The organism is Rhodococcus sp. NPDC003318 (assembly GCF_042879035.1).
Taxonomy (GTDB): Bacteria; Actinomycetota; Actinomycetes; order Mycobacteriales; family Mycobacteriaceae; genus Rhodococcus_G.
Window position 1 is genome coordinate 89,785 of the sequence record NZ_JBIAOU010000008.1, and the last position, 17,744, is coordinate 107,528.

The 17,744-nt window shown below is 69.5% G+C and carries 12 protein-coding genes, 2 tRNA genes and 1 pseudogene; 6 read left to right on the top strand and 9 right to left on the bottom strand.

Features of this window, described 5'->3' with window-relative positions:
• Positions 1-13: 13 nt before the first annotated feature.
• Positions 14-90, bottom strand: a tRNA-Met gene (locus tag ACFYVR_RS15100).
• 144 nt (positions 91-234) lie between these two features.
• Positions 235-311 (bottom strand) — tRNA-Met (locus ACFYVR_RS15105).
• 525 nt (positions 312-836) lie between these two features.
• Here ACFYVR_RS15105 and ACFYVR_RS15110 point away from each other — a divergent pair.
• Positions 837-1,355 carry a transglycosylase family protein gene (locus ACFYVR_RS15110; RefSeq protein WP_387474392.1) on the top strand — a complete coding sequence of 173 codons (519 nt, stop codon included), beginning with the start codon at positions 837-839 and terminating at the stop codon, positions 1,353-1,355.
• 94 nt (positions 1,356-1,449) lie between these two features.
• Here the strand turns inward: ACFYVR_RS15110 and ACFYVR_RS15115 are convergent, their stop codons facing one another.
• Positions 1,450-4,431: a UPF0182 family protein gene (locus ACFYVR_RS15115; protein ID WP_387474394.1), complete on the bottom strand. Its 2,982-nt coding sequence runs from the start codon at positions 4,429-4,431 to the stop codon at positions 1,450-1,452.
• Between the two features lie 123 nt (positions 4,432-4,554).
• On the opposite strand from ACFYVR_RS15115, the gene ACFYVR_RS15120 reads away from it, so the two are divergent.
• Positions 4,555-5,175: a PPA1309 family protein gene (locus ACFYVR_RS15120; protein WP_387474396.1), complete on the top strand. Its 621-nt coding sequence runs from the start codon at positions 4,555-4,557 to the stop codon at positions 5,173-5,175.
• 21 nt (positions 5,176-5,196) lie between these two features.
• On the opposite strand, the gene ACFYVR_RS15125 is transcribed toward ACFYVR_RS15120, so the two are convergent.
• Entirely contained in the window at positions 5,197-6,219 is a 1,023-nt protein-coding gene (locus ACFYVR_RS15125) for a PDZ domain-containing protein (protein ID WP_387474398.1), read from the bottom strand.
• A 123-nt stretch (positions 6,220-6,342) separates the two neighbouring features.
• Here ACFYVR_RS15125 and ACFYVR_RS15130 point away from each other — a divergent pair, with 123 nt between their 5' ends.
• The 3 genes from ACFYVR_RS15130 to ACFYVR_RS15140 all read left to right on the top strand — a co-directional run bounded on the left by ACFYVR_RS15130 (position 6,343) and on the right by ACFYVR_RS15140 (position 10,053).
• Positions 6,343-7,728, top strand: coding sequence for a zinc-dependent metalloprotease (locus tag ACFYVR_RS15130; protein WP_387474400.1), 1,386 nt, complete (start codon positions 6,343-6,345; stop codon positions 7,726-7,728).
• Between the two features lie 100 nt (positions 7,729-7,828).
• On the top strand, positions 7,829-8,716 hold the full coding sequence (locus ACFYVR_RS15135) for a TOMM precursor leader peptide-binding protein (protein WP_387474402.1): 888 nt from the start codon (positions 7,829-7,831) through the stop codon (positions 8,714-8,716).
• The gene (locus ACFYVR_RS15140; RefSeq protein WP_387474404.1) at positions 8,713-10,053 is read left to right on the top strand and encodes an ABC1 kinase family protein; all 1,341 of its coding nucleotides are present in this window, start codon (positions 8,713-8,715) and stop codon (positions 10,051-10,053) included. The genes ACFYVR_RS15135 and ACFYVR_RS15140 overlap by 4 nt, the downstream gene beginning before the upstream one ends.
• Before the next feature lie 57 nt (positions 10,054-10,110).
• On the opposite strand, the pseudogene ACFYVR_RS15145 reads toward ACFYVR_RS15140, so the two are convergent.
• Together ACFYVR_RS15145 and ACFYVR_RS15150 are read right to left on the bottom strand one after the other, a co-directional pair.
• A pseudogene (locus tag ACFYVR_RS15145) lies at positions 10,111-11,113 on the bottom strand (HAD family hydrolase).
• Positions 11,114-11,126: 13 nt separating this feature from the next.
• On the bottom strand, positions 11,127-13,484 hold the full coding sequence (locus ACFYVR_RS15150; protein WP_387474406.1) for an arylsulfatase: 2,358 nt from the start codon (positions 13,482-13,484) through the stop codon (positions 11,127-11,129).
• A 184-nt stretch (positions 13,485-13,668) separates the two neighbouring features.
• Here ACFYVR_RS15150 and ACFYVR_RS15155 point away from each other — a divergent pair, with 184 nt between their 5' ends.
• Positions 13,669-14,607: an exodeoxyribonuclease III gene (locus ACFYVR_RS15155; RefSeq protein ID WP_387474408.1), complete on the top strand. Its 939-nt coding sequence runs from the start codon at positions 13,669-13,671 to the stop codon at positions 14,605-14,607.
• A 94-nt stretch (positions 14,608-14,701) separates the two neighbouring features.
• Here ACFYVR_RS15155 and ACFYVR_RS15160 read toward each other — a convergent pair whose 3' ends face one another.
• The 3 genes from ACFYVR_RS15160 to ACFYVR_RS15170 form a co-directional block, all read right to left on the bottom strand.
• Positions 14,702-14,995, bottom strand: coding sequence for a WhiB family transcriptional regulator (locus ACFYVR_RS15160; protein WP_387474410.1), 294 nt, complete (start codon positions 14,993-14,995; stop codon positions 14,702-14,704).
• Between the two features lie 140 nt (positions 14,996-15,135).
• The gene (locus ACFYVR_RS15165) at positions 15,136-15,372 is read right to left on the bottom strand and encodes a hypothetical protein (RefSeq protein ID WP_387474412.1); all 237 of its coding nucleotides are present in this window, start codon (positions 15,370-15,372) and stop codon (positions 15,136-15,138) included.
• A gap of 143 nt (positions 15,373-15,515) precedes the next feature.
• Complete coding sequence (locus ACFYVR_RS15170) at positions 15,516-17,666, bottom strand: ATP-dependent DNA helicase UvrD2 (RefSeq protein ID WP_387474414.1); 2,151 nt, start codon at positions 17,664-17,666, stop codon at positions 15,516-15,518.
• Positions 17,667-17,744 lie beyond the last annotated feature (78 nt).

Genomic DNA, 17,744 nt, shown 5'->3' on the forward strand with positions numbered 1-17,744 from the left:
GGCCCTCGTTCATTGGTAGCGGGGACAGGATTTGAACCTGCGACCTCTGGGTTATGAGCCCAGCGAGCTACCGAGCTGCTCCACCCCGCGCTGCACTCACCACTGTACACGACTTCCGGAGCGCCCTTGACCACCCCCACAGTGGGCTCGACCACACCCGGCAACCGTCGTCCCGCGCCCACCCGGCAGACACGACGAAGGCCCGGTCTCGAATGAGACCGGGCCCTCGTTCATTGGTAGCGGGGACAGGATTTGAACCTGCGACCTCTGGGTTATGAGCCCAGCGAGCTACCGAGCTGCTCCACCCCGCGCTGCATGAACGAAGTTACACGAGAGCGTGAATCGAACACAAATCCCCAGGACGCGAACGCGAATCGCCTGGACACGCCGCATCCCCACCGCCGGCCCGGCGGCCAGAGTGACCGAATTCCGTTCCGGATACCGGTCATCGGCGTGACGCACTCCACAGAAGGATGGTGATCCCCACCACATAACAGCCGGGTAACGCCGCCGTCCTTCTCCGTCACCCACGCGGGCTGACCTGGCGAAACACGCGTTACATCGGCGATTTACGTTGTGGCAGGCCGAAGTTCGACGAACGTGACCCACCGCGAATCGTTGGCTAGCGTCGCCGTCGGCCCGAAACCAACGGGCCCAGCCGGCCCGCCGCTGCTCGACTCTGCCCCGCGGGACCGGAACCCCGAAACCATTTCGAGGGGCAGGGACGGGCGTGCCGTACGACGCCGGGCGACGAACAGCACACTGTCCGCCACGGCCGTACCGGTGTCCAGCGCACAGCGCCACCCGTCGGCAAGCGCGGAGAGGATTCACCCCGCATGACCACTCGCAAGACGACCGCACGCGTTCTCGGCCTGGCTGCCGCGGGCGCCCTTGTCGCCGTTCCGTTCGGTCTCGCCACCGGTACCGCATCCGCCGCCACCCACAACTGGGACGGTGTCGCCCAGTGTGAGAGCGGCGGCAACTGGGCCATCAACACGGGCAACGGCTACTACGGCGGCCTGCAGTTCTCGCAGGGCACCTGGGCCGCCAACGGTGGCTCCGGTTCGCCGCACACCGCCTCGAAGGCCGAGCAGATCCGCGTTGCCGAGAACGTGCTCGCCACCCAGGGTGTCGGCGCATGGCCCCACTGCGGTCAGTACCTCACCGTCGCCGAGCCCGAGCCCGCACCGGCTCCGGCGCCCGAGCCGGCCCCGGCACCGACCGTCACCGCCCCCGATCAGGTCCAGGCGGCCACCGACCTCGCGATCTCCACGGCGGTGCAGTACGGCTACGGCGACCAGGTCCGTCAGCTGATCGCCGACGGCAACGCCTACCTGGCCGGCCTCCCCCGCTGACGCACACCACCCGGACGGGCGCGTACCTACGAGAAAGGCGCCCTACCAACCGTTTCCGGTCGGCAGGGCGCCTTTCGTCGCGTCCGTCGGCCTGTTACTTCGGCAGGTTCTGGTAGGCGGTGACGGCCTTCTGGAGCCGGTCCAGGGCCGCGCCGTAGGCCGCGAAGTCGCCGCTCTGCTGGCTCGACCGCACCTGGCTCAGCGCCGCGTCGAGCTCGGCCACCACGGCGTCCCGGTTCGTCGAGGCCGCGGCACTGGTGTCGGGCGCCGGCTGCGGGGTCGCCGCCGGTGCCGGCGTGCCCGTCGCGGGCGTGCTGCCGGTCGACTGCTGTTCGGTGACCGTGCCGCCCGGTGCCGTTGCGGCACCACCGATTCCGCCGTCGAACACCTGGTTCAGCGCCTCCGCGAGAGTCGCCGAGTAGCCCACCCGGACGCGTCCCGTCGGACCCGGTTCCTGGTAACTCACCAACACCCTGGTCAGCTGCGGGAACGTCGCGTTGTTCGCACCGCTGCGTTCGGTGAACATCGGCTCGACGTACAGGATTCCGCCGTCCGCGATCGGCAGCGTCAGCTGGTTGCCGAACTGGATCTTGTTGGTCCGCTCGAGCAGTGCCTTCTCCGAGCCGACCCGGGAGTCGGAGATCATCGAGTTCTGCGCCTGCGCCGGACCCTGCGTCTGCTTGTCCCTCGGCAACTGGAGCACGGTGATCTTGCCGTAGTTCTCCGGGTCGGAGTCGGCCGCGATGTAGGCGGACAGGAAGTCGCGGCGGAACCCGACCATCGGGCTGGTCAACCGGAACACCGGATCACCGGTCTCCTGGTCGCCGACCAGCACGTAGTACGGCGGTTCGTTCAGCTTCGACCCCTCGACCGTCGGCTCGTTCGGCACCGACCAGAAGGCGTTGTTGGTGAAGAACTCGCCCGGGTCGTCGACGTGGTACTTGGCGAGCATCTCGCGCTGCACCTTGAACAGATCCTCCGGGTACCGGAAGTGCGCCTGCAGATCCGCGCTGATGGTGCTCTTCGGCTGCACGGTGCCGGGGAACACCCCCATCCAGGCCTTCAGGACCGGATCCTGCTCGTCGACCTGGTACAGGGTGACGGTGCCGTCGTACGCGTCGACGGTGGCCTTGACCGAGTTGCGGATGTACGAGACCTCCTTGCGCGGCAGCGGCCGACCGGTGGTCTGGTCGATGCTGTCCTCCACCAACCCGTCGAGCGAGCTGCGCTGCGCGTACGGGTATGCGTCGAGGGTGGTGTACGCGTCGACGATCCAGACGACGCGCCCGTCGACGGCCGCCGGATACGCATCGCCGTCGGTGGTCAGCCACGGCGCGACGTTCTCCACGCGGGTCTTGGGATCGCGGTTGAAGATGATCTTCGAGTCCGAGCCGATCACCCCGGAGAACAGGATGTTGCGTTCGGCGTACTTGGCCGCGAACGTCAACCGGTTGAACCAGTTGCCGATCGGCACACCGCCCTGACCGGTGTAGGTGTACTTCGTCGCGTCGGTGTCGTACTCACGCGGAGCCTGCCCGTCCCCGCCGCCGACGATGGCGTAGTCGGCGTCGCCCTGGGCGATCACCTCACCGAAGTAGATCCGCGGCTGGTCGACCTTGATGATCTGCCTGCCCTGCTGCTGCGAGGCGATGTCGCTGACGGTGTAGATCGGGTAACCGGCGTTGTTCGACGTGTCCTGCGTCGGGTCGAGGACCGGTGCCGTCACCCGGTTCGCCGGGGCCGCCACGAGGCCGTCACCGTGCGTGTACACGGTGTGCTTGTTGATCCAGTCCGTCTGGTTGCCCTGCAGGTTGTTCGGCGAGAGCTCACGCGCCGCGACGACGTAGTCGCGCTTCTCGCCGCCCAACTCGTAGCGATCGATGTCGAGGGTGGGCGGGAACCCGTAGAAGTTCTGCCGCTGCTGCTGCTGCGTGAACGTCGGCGAGAGCACGTTGGGGTCCAGCAGACGCGCGTTCGCGATGGTGGTGACGTCGGCGGGAACGTCCTGCGGCGCCTTCGTCCCGTCGCCCGTGTAGGGCTCGTAGGTGACCTTGTCGTCGGAGATGCCGTACGCCTGACGGGTCGCGGCGATGTTCCGCTCGATGTACTCGCTCTCCTTGACCGCCGCGTTCGGCTTGACCGAGAACTGCTCGACGAGGAGCGGGTAGACCGCGCCCACGAGAATGGACGACAGCACCAGCAACGCGGTCGCGAGCGCGGGAATGCGCATGTCCCGCATGAAGATCACCGCGAAGAACGCGAGCGCACAGATCACCGCGATGGCGAGCAGGATCAGTTTGGCGGGGAGCACCGCGTTGATGTCGGTGTAGCCGGCACCGGTGAACGTCGGCTCCTTCCTGCTGCTCGACAACAACGAGTACCGGTCCAGCCAGTAGGCGATCGCCTTGAGCAGCACGAACGTGCCCGCGAGGACCGCCAGCTGGATCCGGGCCGCCTTCGTCAGCGCGCCCTCGTGCCCGGTGAGCCGCAGTCCGCCGAAAACGTAGTGGGTGACCAGGTTCGCGAAGAACGCGATCAGCACCGCGACGAACATCCAGTTCAGGACCAACCGGTAGAACGGCAGATCGAACGCGTAGAACCCGACGTCGAGGTCGAACTGCGGATCACGCTGACCGAAGGTGCCGCCGTGCAGGAACAACTGCACGGCAACCCAACTCGACTGCGCGACCAGACCGGACAGCAGACCGATCACCACGGGCACCACGATCCCGAACAGTCGCAGTCTGCCCATCACCGTGGTCCGGTAGCGGGCGATGGGATCGTTCGGCCCGGCCGCGGGGACGAAGACCGGACGTGACCGGTATGCCAGCAACATCGCCCCGAACACGGCACCGCCGACGAACAACCCGACGACCAGGAACAGCAGGATCCGGGTCACCAGGACCGTGGTGAAGACGCCACGGAAACCGACCTCGCCGAACCACAGCCAGTTCACGTAGGTGTCGATCAGCCGGGGTCCGATCAGCAGCAGCACCGCCGCAACGAGCGCGAGTACCAACAACACTCGGCTCCGTCTGGACAACGAGGGTAATCCGGTGGGGGGCCGCATGCCCACGTGTCACGCTCCGGTCGTCGGGCGGCCACCGAACGGGGCCGCAAGGTGTTTTGTCCCACTCTACGTGGGTTGCCGAGGTGGGCGACGCGGTCGCCCTGGTTGTCCGGGTGCGAGGATGAGCCGGTGAGTGATTTCGACGGCACAGCCCATTCGGCCCGGATCTCCGGCGACGCCCTTCCGCGGTGCGTACAGGAGGTCGCCGACCATGTCACCCCCGACGGGTGGGGGCAACCGCCGCGGATGTTCGCCCTGGTCCCGACCGCCGCGATCGCGGCGGCGGAACCGCACCTGCTCGACCAACTCGAAGCCGGTTCCGAGCTCACCCCCATCGAACAGCATCCGCTCCCCGACGACCTGCACGGCGGCAGCGCGGCACTCGAGGAGTACCTCGGCACCACCAGCTGGTCCTCCGGCGTCGCGGGATGCCTGGTCGTCCAGGAGATCCTGGTACTGCCGCCGACCGCGGAGGACGAACTGGACCGTGCCGTCTCGGCGGCCCTGTCCGGCGACAACGCCGCCGACGACGTCGTCCGCGCCGCCGCGGGAGCCCACCCGGACCGCCGTGCGGCGCGCCTGATCGTCGCGGTGCTGCGGGACGGTCGATCCGAGTGTGCGCTGGCACTCGCACCCGAGGACGACGAGGACCCCTTCGCCGAGCCGGAACTGCGCACCGGGGACAACCTGGCCCCCGGCCTGGTCCACGCGCTGCACGCGACCTTCGAGGACACCGACGACGGCTGGTGACCCGTTCGCGGACCGGACCGCTCAGCAGCCGGGTGCGTCGCCGCCGGAGTTCAGCGAGTCGAGGGCGTCGACGGCGCCGGCGAGGTCGTCGACACGCACCAGCCGCAGCCCGTCCGGCGCCCGCTGCTCGGCCTCGTCGCAGTTCTGCGACGGCACCAGGAAGGTCGTCGCGCCGGCCTCCCTCGCCGCGACCAGCTTGTAGGGGATGCCGCCGATCGGACCCACCGTGCCGTCCGAGTCGATGGTGCCGGTGCCTGCGACGAACTTCCCGCCGTTCAACTCTCCCGGGGAGAGCTTGTCGATCACGGCGAGGGTGAACATCAGACCGGCGGACGGCCCGCCGACCTCCGCGAGGTTGAAGTCGACGGTGAACGGCACGTCCGGCTTCTCGGTCGGGGTGATACCGAGGTAGCCGGCGTCCTCGTGACCGGGTCGGGCGCCCAGCGTCACGGGCACCGTCACCTCCGCGCCGTCACGCTCGACGACGATCGAGGCGACGGTGTCGGGAGCGAGATCGGCGACCTTGCGCTGCACGTCGCCCACGGTCTGCACCGGCTCGCCGTCGATGCTGACGATGCGATCACCGGTACGCAGCAGATCGGCCGACGGCCCGTCGGCGGCGACGTCGCTGATCTCGAGGTTCACCGGCTCACCGAGGTAGTGGAGTGCGGCCAGTTCCGCGGACTCCTCGGACTGGGCGAAGTCGGCGGCGTTCTCCTCCCGTACCTCGTCGCGACTGCGGTCCGCGGGGTACACCTCCTCGCGGGGAACGAGTCCGTATCGGCCGCTGAGCCAGAATCCGAAGGCGTCGAACACGGTCAGCCCGTCCCGGACCGACACCGTCGTCATGTTGAGGTTGCCCGTGGTCGGATCGAGCTCGGTCCCCGTGATCTCGACGACCTGCTTGCCCTCCACCTCTCCGAGTGTGTTGAACGTCGGACCGGGCCCGAGCGCCACGAACGGCACCTGGACGACGGTTCCGAGCCCGAGCAACGCCACGACCGGCACGAGCGCCGCGACCAGAGTGACCATCCTTCGATTCACCCGGACCAGGGTAGAGGTCGGTGCAGCGTGGCCCCGGTCGCACCGGCACGTCGCACGGCCGTGTTCGCGCTCGGCGTGATTTCCGCTGCCGCGACCGCGGGCCTCGCCTTGTACCGTTGACGTATGAGCGATCTGCCCTTCGGTTTCTCGAACTCCGACGACGACCCCGACCGTGACAAGAACGCGTCCGGCGGTCCGGGCGGTCCTGGCGGGATGCCGTTCGGGTTCGGCGCAGAGGGATTCGACCCCGCCGCGCTCGGTCAGATGCTGACGCAGTTCGGGCAGATGCTCAGCGGCATGGGCAGCGCGATGGGGCCCGGCGGGCAGTCCTCGGGCCCGGTGAACTACGACGTCGCCAAGAAGTTGGCGCTGCAGCAGATCGGGTCGGTGACGCCGGTGTCCGACGGCACCGGCGCCGCGGTCGCCGACGCCGCGCACCTCGCCGAGCTGTGGCTCGACGGGGCGACGACGCTGCCCGCCGGCGCCACCCGCACCGCGGCGTGGACACCCGCCGACTGGCTCGAGAACACCCTCGACACCTGGAAGCGCCTGTGCGATCCGGTGGCCGAGCAGGTGTCGGGCATGTGGGTGTCCGGGCTGCCCGAGGAGGCCAAGCAGATGGCGGGTCCGATGCTCGGCATGATCGGGCAGATGGGCGGGCTGGCGTTCGGCTCGCAGCTCGGCCAGGCGCTCGGCCAGCTCGCGTCCGAGGTGCTGACCTCCACCGACATCGGACTCCCGCTCGGACCGCACGGCGTGGCCGCGCTGCAGCCGGCCGCGATCGAGAAGTTCAGCGAGGGGCTCGAACAGCCGGACCGCGAGATCCTGGTGTTCCTCGCCGCGCGCGAGGCCGCGCACCAGCGCCTGTTCGTGCACGTGCCGTGGCTGCGGCAGCGCCTGCTCGCCACCGTCGAGGAGTACGCCCGCGGCATCAAGATGGACTTCTCCGCCATCGAAGAGGCCGCGCAGAACCTCGATCCCAATGCGCTGACCGATCCGTCGAAGCTCGAGGAGCTGCTGCAGCAGGGCACCTTCGAACCGCAGACCACCCCGGAGCAGAAGCAGGCACTCGAACGTCTCGAGACGCTGCTGGCGCTGATCGAGGGTTGGGTCGAGACGGTCGTCGCCGAGGCGCTCGGCGAGCGCCTCCCCGGGGTCGCGGCGCTGAACGAGACGCTGCGCCGGCGGCGCGCGACCGGTGGGCCTGCCGAGCAGACGTTCGCGACCCTGGTGGGTCTCGAGCTGCGGCCGCGCAAGGTTCGCGAGGCCGCGCAGCTGTGGCACCGGCTCACCGAGGCCGCGGGCATGGACGGGCGTGACGGCGTCTGGGCGCACCCGGACCTGCTGCCGGATTCGAGCGACCTGGACAGCCCGGCCGGTTTTGTGGACCGCGTGGTCGGCGGCGGGTCCAGCACGTTCGACGATCCGATCGCGCAGCTCGAGGCGCTGCAGGCACGCGAGCGGGAGGAGCGCGGCGAAGGCGGAGACGCGAACGCCTCCGACGAGTAGGTCGACACCCGGCACTTCGCAGGTCACAGCCGATTTCGCCCTGTGGACAACCGGCTTCTCGGGACGGTTCGGCGACCCGGCGACTGGCACGCTGACGGGCATGACGACCTCGGTCGGCCCGATCACCGGGCCGCGACTCGACCCCCGCATCGCGGTACTGACCCGTCCCAGCGGCGCAGTGCAGCTGGGCTGGCATCCGGAGACTGCGCTCGTGCTGCGCCCACCACCGGGCGTGACCGCGACCGCGCTGGCGGGGGTGCTGCGCCTGCTCGACGGCGGTCACAGCCCGGATCAGGTGGCATGGCAGGCGAACCTGGCCGGGATCGGGGACGGGGAGCTGGCACAGATCCTGGCGGAGCTGGAGGCGGCGGACGTGCTCGTCCGGGCCCGGCGGGAGCCGGTGGTCCGGTCGGTGCACCTGCACGGACGGGGGCCGCTGGCGGATCGGATCGCCGCGGCCCTGCGCGGCCGCCGGGTGCACGTCGGCCGGTCCGCCCCCGATCACGCCGCCGACGGCCCGCCGAAGGTCGGGGTCGACTGCGTCGTACTCACCGACGAACTGGTCCCCGAGCCGCGCACCGTCGCCGACCTGATGGCCGGGCGCATCGCGCACCTGTCGGTGCGGATGCGGGACGGCCGCGGTGTCGTCGGTCCGCTGGTGCTGCCGGGACGCACGAGCTGCCTGCGCTGCGCCGATCTGACCCGCACCGATCGCGATCCCGAGTGGCCGCACATCGCGGCGCAGCTCCTCGGCAGGGTCGGGTACGCCGGCCCCGAGGCCGTCCTCGCGACCGCGGCCCTGGCGGTGTCCGAGCTGACCGCGCTGATCGACGGCGACCCGCACCGGTCCCCCACGACCGTCGACACGACGATCGAACTCGACGTGACGCGCACTCAGCTGCTGCGCCGCCGCTGGCAGCGCCATCCCCGGTGCGAGTGCCGCGATCTGACCAGGGATGTAGGCGAAGACTCGGATCGTCGGCCATGATTGGGGACGTGCCTGACATCCCCCGCCGAAGTTCCGCCCGCACCGCAAAACTGGCGAGTATCCCTCTGGGGATCGCCGGGCGGGCCGCTGTCGGCTTCGGGCGCAAGCTCGCCGGCGGGGATCGGGAGGAGATCGACGCCAGACTCACCCAGCAGGCCGCCGAGCAGTTGTTCACCGTGCTCGGGGAGCTCAAGGGCGGCGCGATGAAGCTGGGACAGGCCCTGAGCGTGATGGAGGCCGCGGTCCCGGAGGAGTTCGCGGAACCGTACCGGGACGCCCTGACGAAACTGCAGGCCGAGGCGCCGCCACTGCCCGCGCGCAAGGTGCATCGGGTGCTCGACGAACAGCTCGGCACCCGGTGGCGGGAGCGGTTCGCGAGCTTCGACGACGCTCCGACCGCGTCCGCGAGCATCGGGCAGGTGCACCGGGCCGTCTGGTCCGACGGCCGCGACGTCGCGGTCAAGGTGCAGTACCCGGGCGCGGACGAGGCGCTGCGAGCGGACCTGAAGACCCTCTCCCGGATGGCAGGGATGTTCACCGCTGTCATGCCGGGAGCCGACATCAAACCGGTGCTCGACGAGCTCACCGCCCGCACCGAGGACGAACTGGACTACCGCATCGAGGCGAACAACCAGCGGGCGTTCGCCGCCGAGTTCGACGGCGATCCGAAATTCTCGATCCCCCGGGTGGTGGCGAGTTCACCGAAGGTGATGATCACCGAGTGGATGACCGCGACACCGCTGTCGGCGATCATCACCGGCGGCACCACCGAACAGCGCAACACCGCCGGTGCGCGGCTCGCCGAGTTCCACTTCGCGTCGCCGGCCCGGGTCGGGCTGTTGCACGGCGATCCCCATCCCGGCAACTTCATGCTGTGTGACGACGGCCGGCTCGGCGTCCTCGACTACGGCGCGTGCGCCCCGATGCCGGGTGGTCTGCCACCGGTGCTGGGGCGAATGGTCCGCCTCGCACTCGACGAACGTTTCGAGGAACTCACGGAGTTGTTGCGCGCCAACGGTTTCGTCCTCCCCGGACGAAACGTGACCGAGCGTGAGATCGCGGACTACCTGCGTCCGTTCACCGATCCGATCCACACCGAGTCGTTCCACTTCACCCGGTCGTGGCTGCAGCGCGCGGCCGGGACGGCGACCGACTTCTCGTCGGACCACTTCCGCACCGCCCGCGCGCTGAACCTGCCGCCCGAGTACGTGATGATCTTCCGGGTGCTCCTCGGGTCGGTCGGCATCTGCGCGCAACTCGACGCCGAGGCCCCCTACATGGGGATCCTGACGCACTGGCTGCCCGGTTTCACCGAGGATGTGCGCCGGGCCGAGTAGACACGGCCGGACCGGTCGGTGCACGCCGGCCGGTGACCGGGTTCGGACCCTGCTGCTCTACATCCCGCGCCGGTCGAACACGGTCGCCCAGTCGTCCCTGATACTCACGGCGGTCCAGTCCCTGACGCCTGCGAGGGCGATCGCCTGTTCGGCTCCTTCCTGGTAGTCGAACTCACGGGTGGGGTCGTCGTGAACCAGCAGCAGTTGCAGCGAGGGTCGTTCCGGCTGCTCGGAGAACTGCAGCATCGGGATGTCCCCGTTGCTGTTCCCGACCGCCAGCAGAGGCCGGCGACCGACACGGCTCCAGATCCGGACCGGCTTCTCGGGACCGTCGACCAGGACGTCCAACTCGGGTTGGTGGATCAACGTGCCGCCACGGCCGGCGCCGGTCCAGGTCAGTGAGGCGCTGCTTCCGATGACCCGTTCGCGGGGCACCCCGTACACGTCGACTGATCGGCCGCATGAAGTCACGGCCGCCGCCGGAGACGATGTAGTTGTGGAACCCGTGGGCCGCGAGGTAGCCGAGCAACTCGATCATCGGCGAGTAGCCGCACGTCAGGTAGGTGCGGCCGAGGGTGGGATGGTCGGTGGTGCGGAGGAATCGGTCGGCCTGGGCTTCGAAGGCTTCCACCGTGATGTCGGCGAATGCCGTCAGCACCCCGCCGGCGAACACCTTCACCCCGCTGTCGTCGCCGCGGTAGTGGTCGACGAGGACGCCGGTCAGCCAGCTGTAATCGCGGGTGCAGGCGGCCTGCCAGGGCTGGCGGGTACGCAGCGACGGATCCTGCTCTGCCATGGCGACCAGACGACGCAGGATGAAGTCGAGTTGGATGGGCATCGGCTTCTCGCACCACAGCGTGCCGTCGTTGTCGAAGACCGCGATCCGCTCCTCGATCGGGACGGTGGAATCTCCCTCGTCCGTCACGGACCGGACGAAGTCGAGGATGGCCCGTTTGGTGGCGCCCTCCCGCCAACTCGGGAGCGGATCTCCGCTGCCGAGTCGGCGGGACTCCCCCTGCGGCGAGCCCACAGGGCGCGCGGCCCGCGCCGCGTCCGTCATGGCGTCGCCCCCGTCATTCACGGGAGAGCATCGCGACCGCCTCGCGTTCGAGGTCGACGTACGGTTCGCCGCTGACGTCGATCGCCACCCGGTTCAGGGTCCCGCCGGTGAACGCCCACGGTGCGGCGCCCGGGTAGTCGTCGGTGACCGTTTCCCCGGCGCTGCGACCCACCGTGAGACCCTCCCCCGCGATGCCGAACTTTCCGGGCTGGGTCCGGATCCGGCCCTCGCCGACCTGACGGTCGCCGTAGTAGAGGCGCAGCACACCATGAGCTGTGCCGGGCGGATCCTCGCCGTCCTTGTCGAACGACGCGGCCAGGACCACTTTCTCCCCGGTCGGCAGGTCCTCGGTCGCGCTGATCCGCTGCTCCTCGCTGCCGAGGAAGTTGTACACGTAGTGCAACCGGTTGTCCTTCACGTAGAGGGCGTGCCCGCCGAACCGGCTGCCGTGCGAGAGCAGCACCCCGGCAGCACCCTGACCGGGCAGATCGACCAGTGCCCCGATCGAATAGGACCGGTTGCGGATGTTGACCGCGACCGATTCCGGCACCTCGGCACCCCCACCGCGATACACGTAGCGGTTCCGCGGCGCCGCGAGCTGGGGACGCGGGGTGGTGAGGATCTCGACGGCGGAGCGGTCGTCGAGTGGGAACGCCCGGTTGGCGCCGGCCTCGTGGAACCACAGGCCGACGAGTTCGGCGAGCCTGCCGGGCTCCTCGGCGGAGAGGTCGTGCAGCTCGGCCCGGTCCACATCGGTGTGGTACAGCTCCCAGGTGTCGTCGGGGAAGTGACTCCACCCGCTGATCGCCGGATGGGTGGTGACGGCCTTCCACCCGTCGTGCCAGATTCCCCGGGTACCGAGCATCGAATAGAACTGGGTGTGCTTCGCCGTCGGGATGGTCTTCGCGTCGAAGCTGTAGCGCATGCTCACACCCTGCAACGGATGCTGCGTGTAACCCTTGATCGCGTCGGGCAATTCGAGGCCGAGACAGTCCAGCACGGTCGGCACCAGGTCGATGGCGTGGTGGTACTGGTCGCGGGTCTCACCGCGGGCGGCGATGTTCGCCGGCCACGAGAGAATGCACGGATCGCAGGTGCCGCCGTTGAACGAGTACCGCTTCCACATCTTGAACGGGGTGTTGAACGCCATCGCCCACCCGTTCGGGTAGTGGTTGTACGTCCTGGTGCCGCCCAGCTCGTCCAGCTTCGCGAGGTTCTCGGCCAGGTCGTCGGGCACACCGTTGGCAATGTTGTTCTCGTTGACCGAGCCGTTGGGACCGCCCTCACCGCTGGCACCGTTGTCGGCGACCAGCATGATCAGAGTGTTGTCGAGCTGGTCGATCTCCTCGAGATAGTCCAGTAGTCGACCGATCTGGTCGTCGCAGTGCGACAGGAAACCGGCATACACCTCGGCCATCCGGGCGAACAGCCGTTGCTCGTCGGCGGACAGGGTGTCCCAGGGGCGCGTGTAGTCCAGCGGGGGGAACGGCTGCCCGTCGGGCCCGGTCCGTGCCTCGGGGGTGCCGATCGGGTTGAGCGGCGGCAGCTCGGTGTTCTCCGGGACCAGACCGAGCTCCTTCTGGCGGGCGAGGGTGCGTTCCCGGATCGCCTCGTATCCCGCGTCGAACCTGCCACGATACCGGTCGGCCCACTCCTGCGGAACATGGTGTGGGGCATGGGCGCAGCCGGGCGCGTAGTACAGGAACACCGGCCGGTCCGGGGCGATCGCCTTGACGTCGTCGATGTATTCGATGGCCTTGTCGGTGATGTCGACGCTGAAGTGGTAGCCCTGCTCCGGGGTGGCGGGCTGCTCGACGGTGTGGTTGTCGTGGACGAGGTTCGGGAACCACTGGTTGGTCTCGGCGCCGAGGAAGCCGTAGAAGCGGTCGAAGCCGCGGCCGGTCGGCCAGTGCCGCTTGCTGGACGCCATGTTCATCTCGTCCTCGGCGCACAGATGCCACTTGCCGACCATCGCGGTGCTGAAACCGTGATCGACCAGGATCTCGGCGAGGGTGGCGCATTCGGGTGGGATGTGACCGTTCGCGCCGGGGAAACCGACAGCGGCCTCGCTGATGCACGCCATGCCGTTGGTGGTGTGATTACGGCCCGTCAGCAGGCAGGACCGGGTCGGTGAGCACAGGGCGGTGGTGTGCCACTGGCCGTACCGCAGCCCGTTCGCCGCGATCCGATCGATGTTCGGTGTCTCGATCGGACCGCCGTAGCAGCCCAGGGCACCGAACCCGACGTCGTCGAGAACGATGTAGAGCACGTTCGGTACACCGGACGGGGCCTTCGGCTGCTCGTACGGTCCCCAGTCCGGGACCGAGTCACGAATGTCGAGATTGACGACGCCTCTGAATGGTTTGGCCATGATGTCGGCTCCTCATCGGGGTCCCCTTCTCCACCCAAGCACGATCGGTCCGACGATCGCTAGAGTCGACACGAGACCGACATTCGCGAACCCGGACACGCAATTCCGGGTCGACAGCCGGGGCCGCGGCTACCCGGTGTCTGCCTCGCGCGGCTGCATACGCGGGTGAATACACTGGGCGACCGTGCGGATCGCGACCTTCAACGTCAACGGAATCCGGGCCGCGCAGCGTCGCGGCTTCGAGCAGTGGCTGCGCGAGCGAGATCCGGATGTGGTCGCGCTGCAGGAGATGCGGGCCCCGGCGGCCGCCATCCCGTCCGGGGTGTTCGGCGCCTATCACCTCGCGTACGACGAGGGTGTGCTCCCCGGACGCAACGGCGTGGCCGTGCTCACCCGCCACGCCCCCGATGCGATTCGCACGTGGACGGGCACCGCACTGGTGCGTACGCCTTCCGACACACACACCCACGCAGCGGAACTCGAGCCGACACCGCTGGCCCGGGGACTGCGCGAGTTCGCGGATCAGGGCCGGTACATCGAGGTGGACCTCGCCGACGCACCGATCACGGTGGCGTCGCTCTACCTGCCGAAGGGTGGCCTGCCCGCGCACCTGCAGAAGCCGGGGAGGATGCGGGAGGCACCCGACGGCGGTGCCCGGTACGAGCGCAAGATGCGGTTCCTCGACGCGTTCGCGCGGCACCTGACCCGCGCCCGTCGCGACGCCCGCGCCCGCGGTCGGGAGCTGCTCCTGATGGGCGACCTCAACATCGCCCACACCCGCCACGACGTGCGTAACTGGCGGCGCAGCAACCAGGTCGAGGGCTACCTCCCCGAGGAACGCGAGTGGTTCGGCTCCATCCTGTCCCCGCGCACCCTCGTCGACGTGGTCCGCACCCGGTACCCGGACATCGACGGTCCCTACTCGTGGTGGTCGTGGCTGGGGCAGTCGTTCACCAACGACGTCGGGTGGCGGATCGACTACCACCTCGCGACGCCGCGGCTCGCGCGGGCGGCCGTCGAGGCGGGCACCGACCGCGAACCGGCTGCGGACCGCCGGATCAGCGACCACGCCCCCGTCGTCGTCGACTACCACCTCGATTCGCTCGGCCCCACTCCCGGCTGAAGGGCACCTTCGTGCGCCTGAAGCGTACGAAGGTGCCCTTCAGCCGAAGGGGCTGCGGCGGCGGCGCGGGCGCGAACGGCGGTGCGACGCCCCCTCACGCGCAGACGGCGACCTTGCGGGGGCGGCCGCGGGGACGCTTGCGGGCGATGACGACACCGTGGTCGAGGATCTCCCCACCCCACACCCCCCACGGCTCCCCGCGGTCGAGGGCCGCGCTCAGGCAGCGGGCCCGCACCGGACACTCGGCGCAGAGGGACTTCGCGAGTTCCAGCTCGGCAGGGGTCTCCCCGAACCAGAGGTCGGGATTGTCGGCACGGCAAGGCAATTCGCGCTGCACCGGACCGGTCGTGGTGAGTTCGGTGATGGTGCGGACTGTCGCGGTGGACACGTCGTGCTCCTTGGGCTCGTCTTGGGTTCGGGTCGTGGTGCGAACCTGTGGCGGGCCCCCGCGCACCTCCATGCGAGGAGGCGCCCGAAAACACGAATGGCCACGGTCCGCTGGGGCGTCCGTGGCCGGTGGAGAGTTCCCTACCGAGAGTGTTCTCGGTTTCCGATCCGGGGCACGGACGACAGAGCTGCTGCGTGTGCGCGACGGCGGACGACGCGCTTCGGCGCCTCCGCCCACACGGCGGCGGGCAGCTGGGCGGTGGCGGCGACACGGATGGTCGACGCATGTCCACGCGAGGCTTTGCCGTACGCGAAGCTGCCCAGCACGGAGTTGCCCAGAGCGAAGACGCCCTGCAGGCTGCTGCTGCGATCAATCATGTTTCCGATCACCTCCCTTGTCGTTCGTGCGGTCCTCGGCGACGAGCGCCGAGGGTGGTCGTGACGGCAGACCGCAGCCCGCAACGTCGAAATCCAGGGTAGGTGGAACGACCCGAACCACACAACCCATTTTTGACCTGCGGTTATGCACCCTCGATCAGTGAGGGTTGCGCGGTGCCGAGCGGATCCTCCCCACGGACAACCGCCAGCACGTCGGCCCCGAACCGCTCGAGTTTCTTCGCTCCGATACCCGGAATCCCCACCAGTGCGCGGTCGTCGCGAGGCTGTTGCTCGGCGATCGCCGTCAGGGTGTTGTCGCTGAACACCACGTACGCGGGCACCTTGAGTTCCTTCGCCTTCTCCAAACGCCACGCCTTGAGCGCGTCGAACAGCGCGGCGTCGAGGTTCGACGGGCACGTCTCGCACCGGCCGAGCATCGTCGCGGCGGTCCCCAGCAGCTGCTTGCCGCAGACCCGGCACCGCGGCTGCTTCTTCTGCGGCGCGGGCGCGGCGATCCGCGACGCCGGCGAATCGTCCGGGATCAGGCCGTGCAGGAACCGTGACCGCCGCCGCGACCGGCGTCCGCCCTCGCTGCGTGACAGCGCCCAGGACAACTGCAGGTGGACCCGTGCGCGCGTCACTCCGACGTACAGCAGCCGGCGTTCCTCCTCGATGGCCTGTTCGTCGGGCGGCGTCGTCTTGTCGCCCAGCGCGTGAGCGATCGGCAGCGTCCCGTCGGTGAGCCCCGCCAGGAACACCGAGTCCCATTCGAGGCCCTTCGCGGCGTGCAGCGACGCCAGGGTCACGCCCTGCACCGTCGGTGGGTGCCGGGCCTCGGCACGCGCGGCGAGGTCACGCAGCAGACCTGCGAGGTCGAGATCGGGTTCGTGGGTGAGCAGCTCCTCGGTGAGCTCGACCAGCGCGGTCAGCGCCGACCAGCGTTCCCGTGCCTGCGCACCCACCGGTTCGGTGTCGGTCAAGCCGAGCGGCACCAGGACCGCCCGGACCAGCGTCACCAGCGCGGCGCCGCGGTCGGCACCCCCGGGCAGATCGTCGCGCGACGCCGTCTGCCGCAGTGCGGTGACCGCCTGCCGGACCTCCGGGCGGGTGAAGAAACCCTCCCCGCCGCGTACCTGGAACGGGATGCCGAGCTCCGTCAGCGCCTGCTCGTGCGCCTCCGACTGCGCGTTGATCCGGTACAGCACCGCGATCTCCGCGGCCTCCACACCGGAGTCGATGAGCTTCTTGACCTGCTTCGCGATCGCCGCGGCCTCCGCGGGTTCGTCGTCGAACTCCGCGAACGTCGGCTCCGGACCCGGCGGACGCTGACCGATGAGCTGCAGACGCGTGCCGGCGATCCGGCCGCGGGCCGCTCCGATGACCCGGTTGGCCAACGACACGACCTCGGGGGTGGACCGGTAGTCACGTTCGAGTCGCACCATCGTCGCGCCCGGGAATCGCCGGGTGAAGTCGAGCAGGTACCGCGGGCTCGCGCCGGTGAACGAGTAGATGGTCTGGTTGGCGTCGCCGACCACGGTCAGGTCGTCGCGGTCACCGAGCCAGGCGTCGAGGACGCGCTGCTGCAGCGGCGTGACGTCCTGGTACTCGTCGACGACGAAGCAGCGGTACCGGTCGCGGAACTCCTCCGCGACCGCGGCGTTGTTCTCCAGTGCGGCGGCGGTGTGCAGCAGCAGGTCGTCGAAGTCGAGGAGCATCGCGTCGCCGCGGACCTTGAGCGATTCGTACGCCGCGTACGCGTCGGCGACCCGGGCCGGGTCGGCGGGCGGTTCGCGCCGCGACCGGGCGACGGCCGCCGCGTAGTTCTCCGGCGCGAACAGCGACGCCTTCGCCCACTCGATCTCACTGGCCAGGTCCCGGACACTCTCCGTGGTGGTCGGCAGACCGGCCCGGTTGGCGGCCTGCGCGACGACCGTGAACTTGCGGTCGAGCAGTTCCCACTGGGTGTCGCCGATCACCTGCGGCCAGAAGTACCGCAGCTGCCGCAGGGCCGCCGCGTGGAACGTGCGGGCCTGCACCTGGCTCGCGCCCTCACCGATGCCGAGTGTGCGCAGCCGGGCCCGCATCTCCCCCGCCGCCCGCGCGGTGAACGTGACCGCGAGGACCTGCCCCGCCGCGACGTGACCGTCGGCGACCAGGCGGGCGATCCGGTGCGTGATGGTGCGGGTCTTGCCGGTGCCTGCGCCCGCGAGAACGCACACCGGGCCGCGGGGGGCGAGCACCGCCGCCGACTGCTGCGGATCGAGTCCTGATGAGTCCGGTGCGTCCGCTGCCATGGCCACCATCATGGCAGGGCGGTCCGACACCGCACCGCCGAGCCACCGGCGGAACAAACACCGAGGTCGCGATGTTCA

What these genes read in the sequence shown, in the direction of transcription:
- ACFYVR_RS15110 (WP_387474392.1), top strand. Translation starts at nt 837, where the DNA reads ATGACCACTCGCAAGACGACCGCACGCGTTCTCGGCCTGGCTGCCGCG.
- ACFYVR_RS15130 (WP_387474400.1), top strand. Translation starts at nt 6,343, where the DNA reads ATGAGCGATCTGCCCTTCGGTTTCTCGAACTCCGACGACGACCCCGAC.
- ACFYVR_RS15135 (WP_387474402.1), top strand. Translation starts at nt 7,829, where the DNA reads ATGACGACCTCGGTCGGCCCGATCACCGGGCCGCGACTCGACCCCCGC.
- ACFYVR_RS15140 (WP_387474404.1), top strand. Translation starts at nt 8,713, where the DNA reads ATGATTGGGGACGTGCCTGACATCCCCCGCCGAAGTTCCGCCCGCACC.
- ACFYVR_RS15150 (WP_387474406.1), bottom strand. Translation starts at nt 13,484, where the DNA reads ATGGCCAAACCATTCAGAGGCGTCGTCAATCTCGACATTCGTGACTCG.
- ACFYVR_RS15165 (WP_387474412.1), bottom strand. Translation starts at nt 15,372, where the DNA reads ATGATTGATCGCAGCAGCAGCCTGCAGGGCGTCTTCGCTCTGGGCAAC.
- ACFYVR_RS15170 (WP_387474414.1), bottom strand. Translation starts at nt 17,666, where the DNA reads ATGGCAGCGGACGCACCGGACTCATCAGGACTCGATCCGCAGCAGTCG.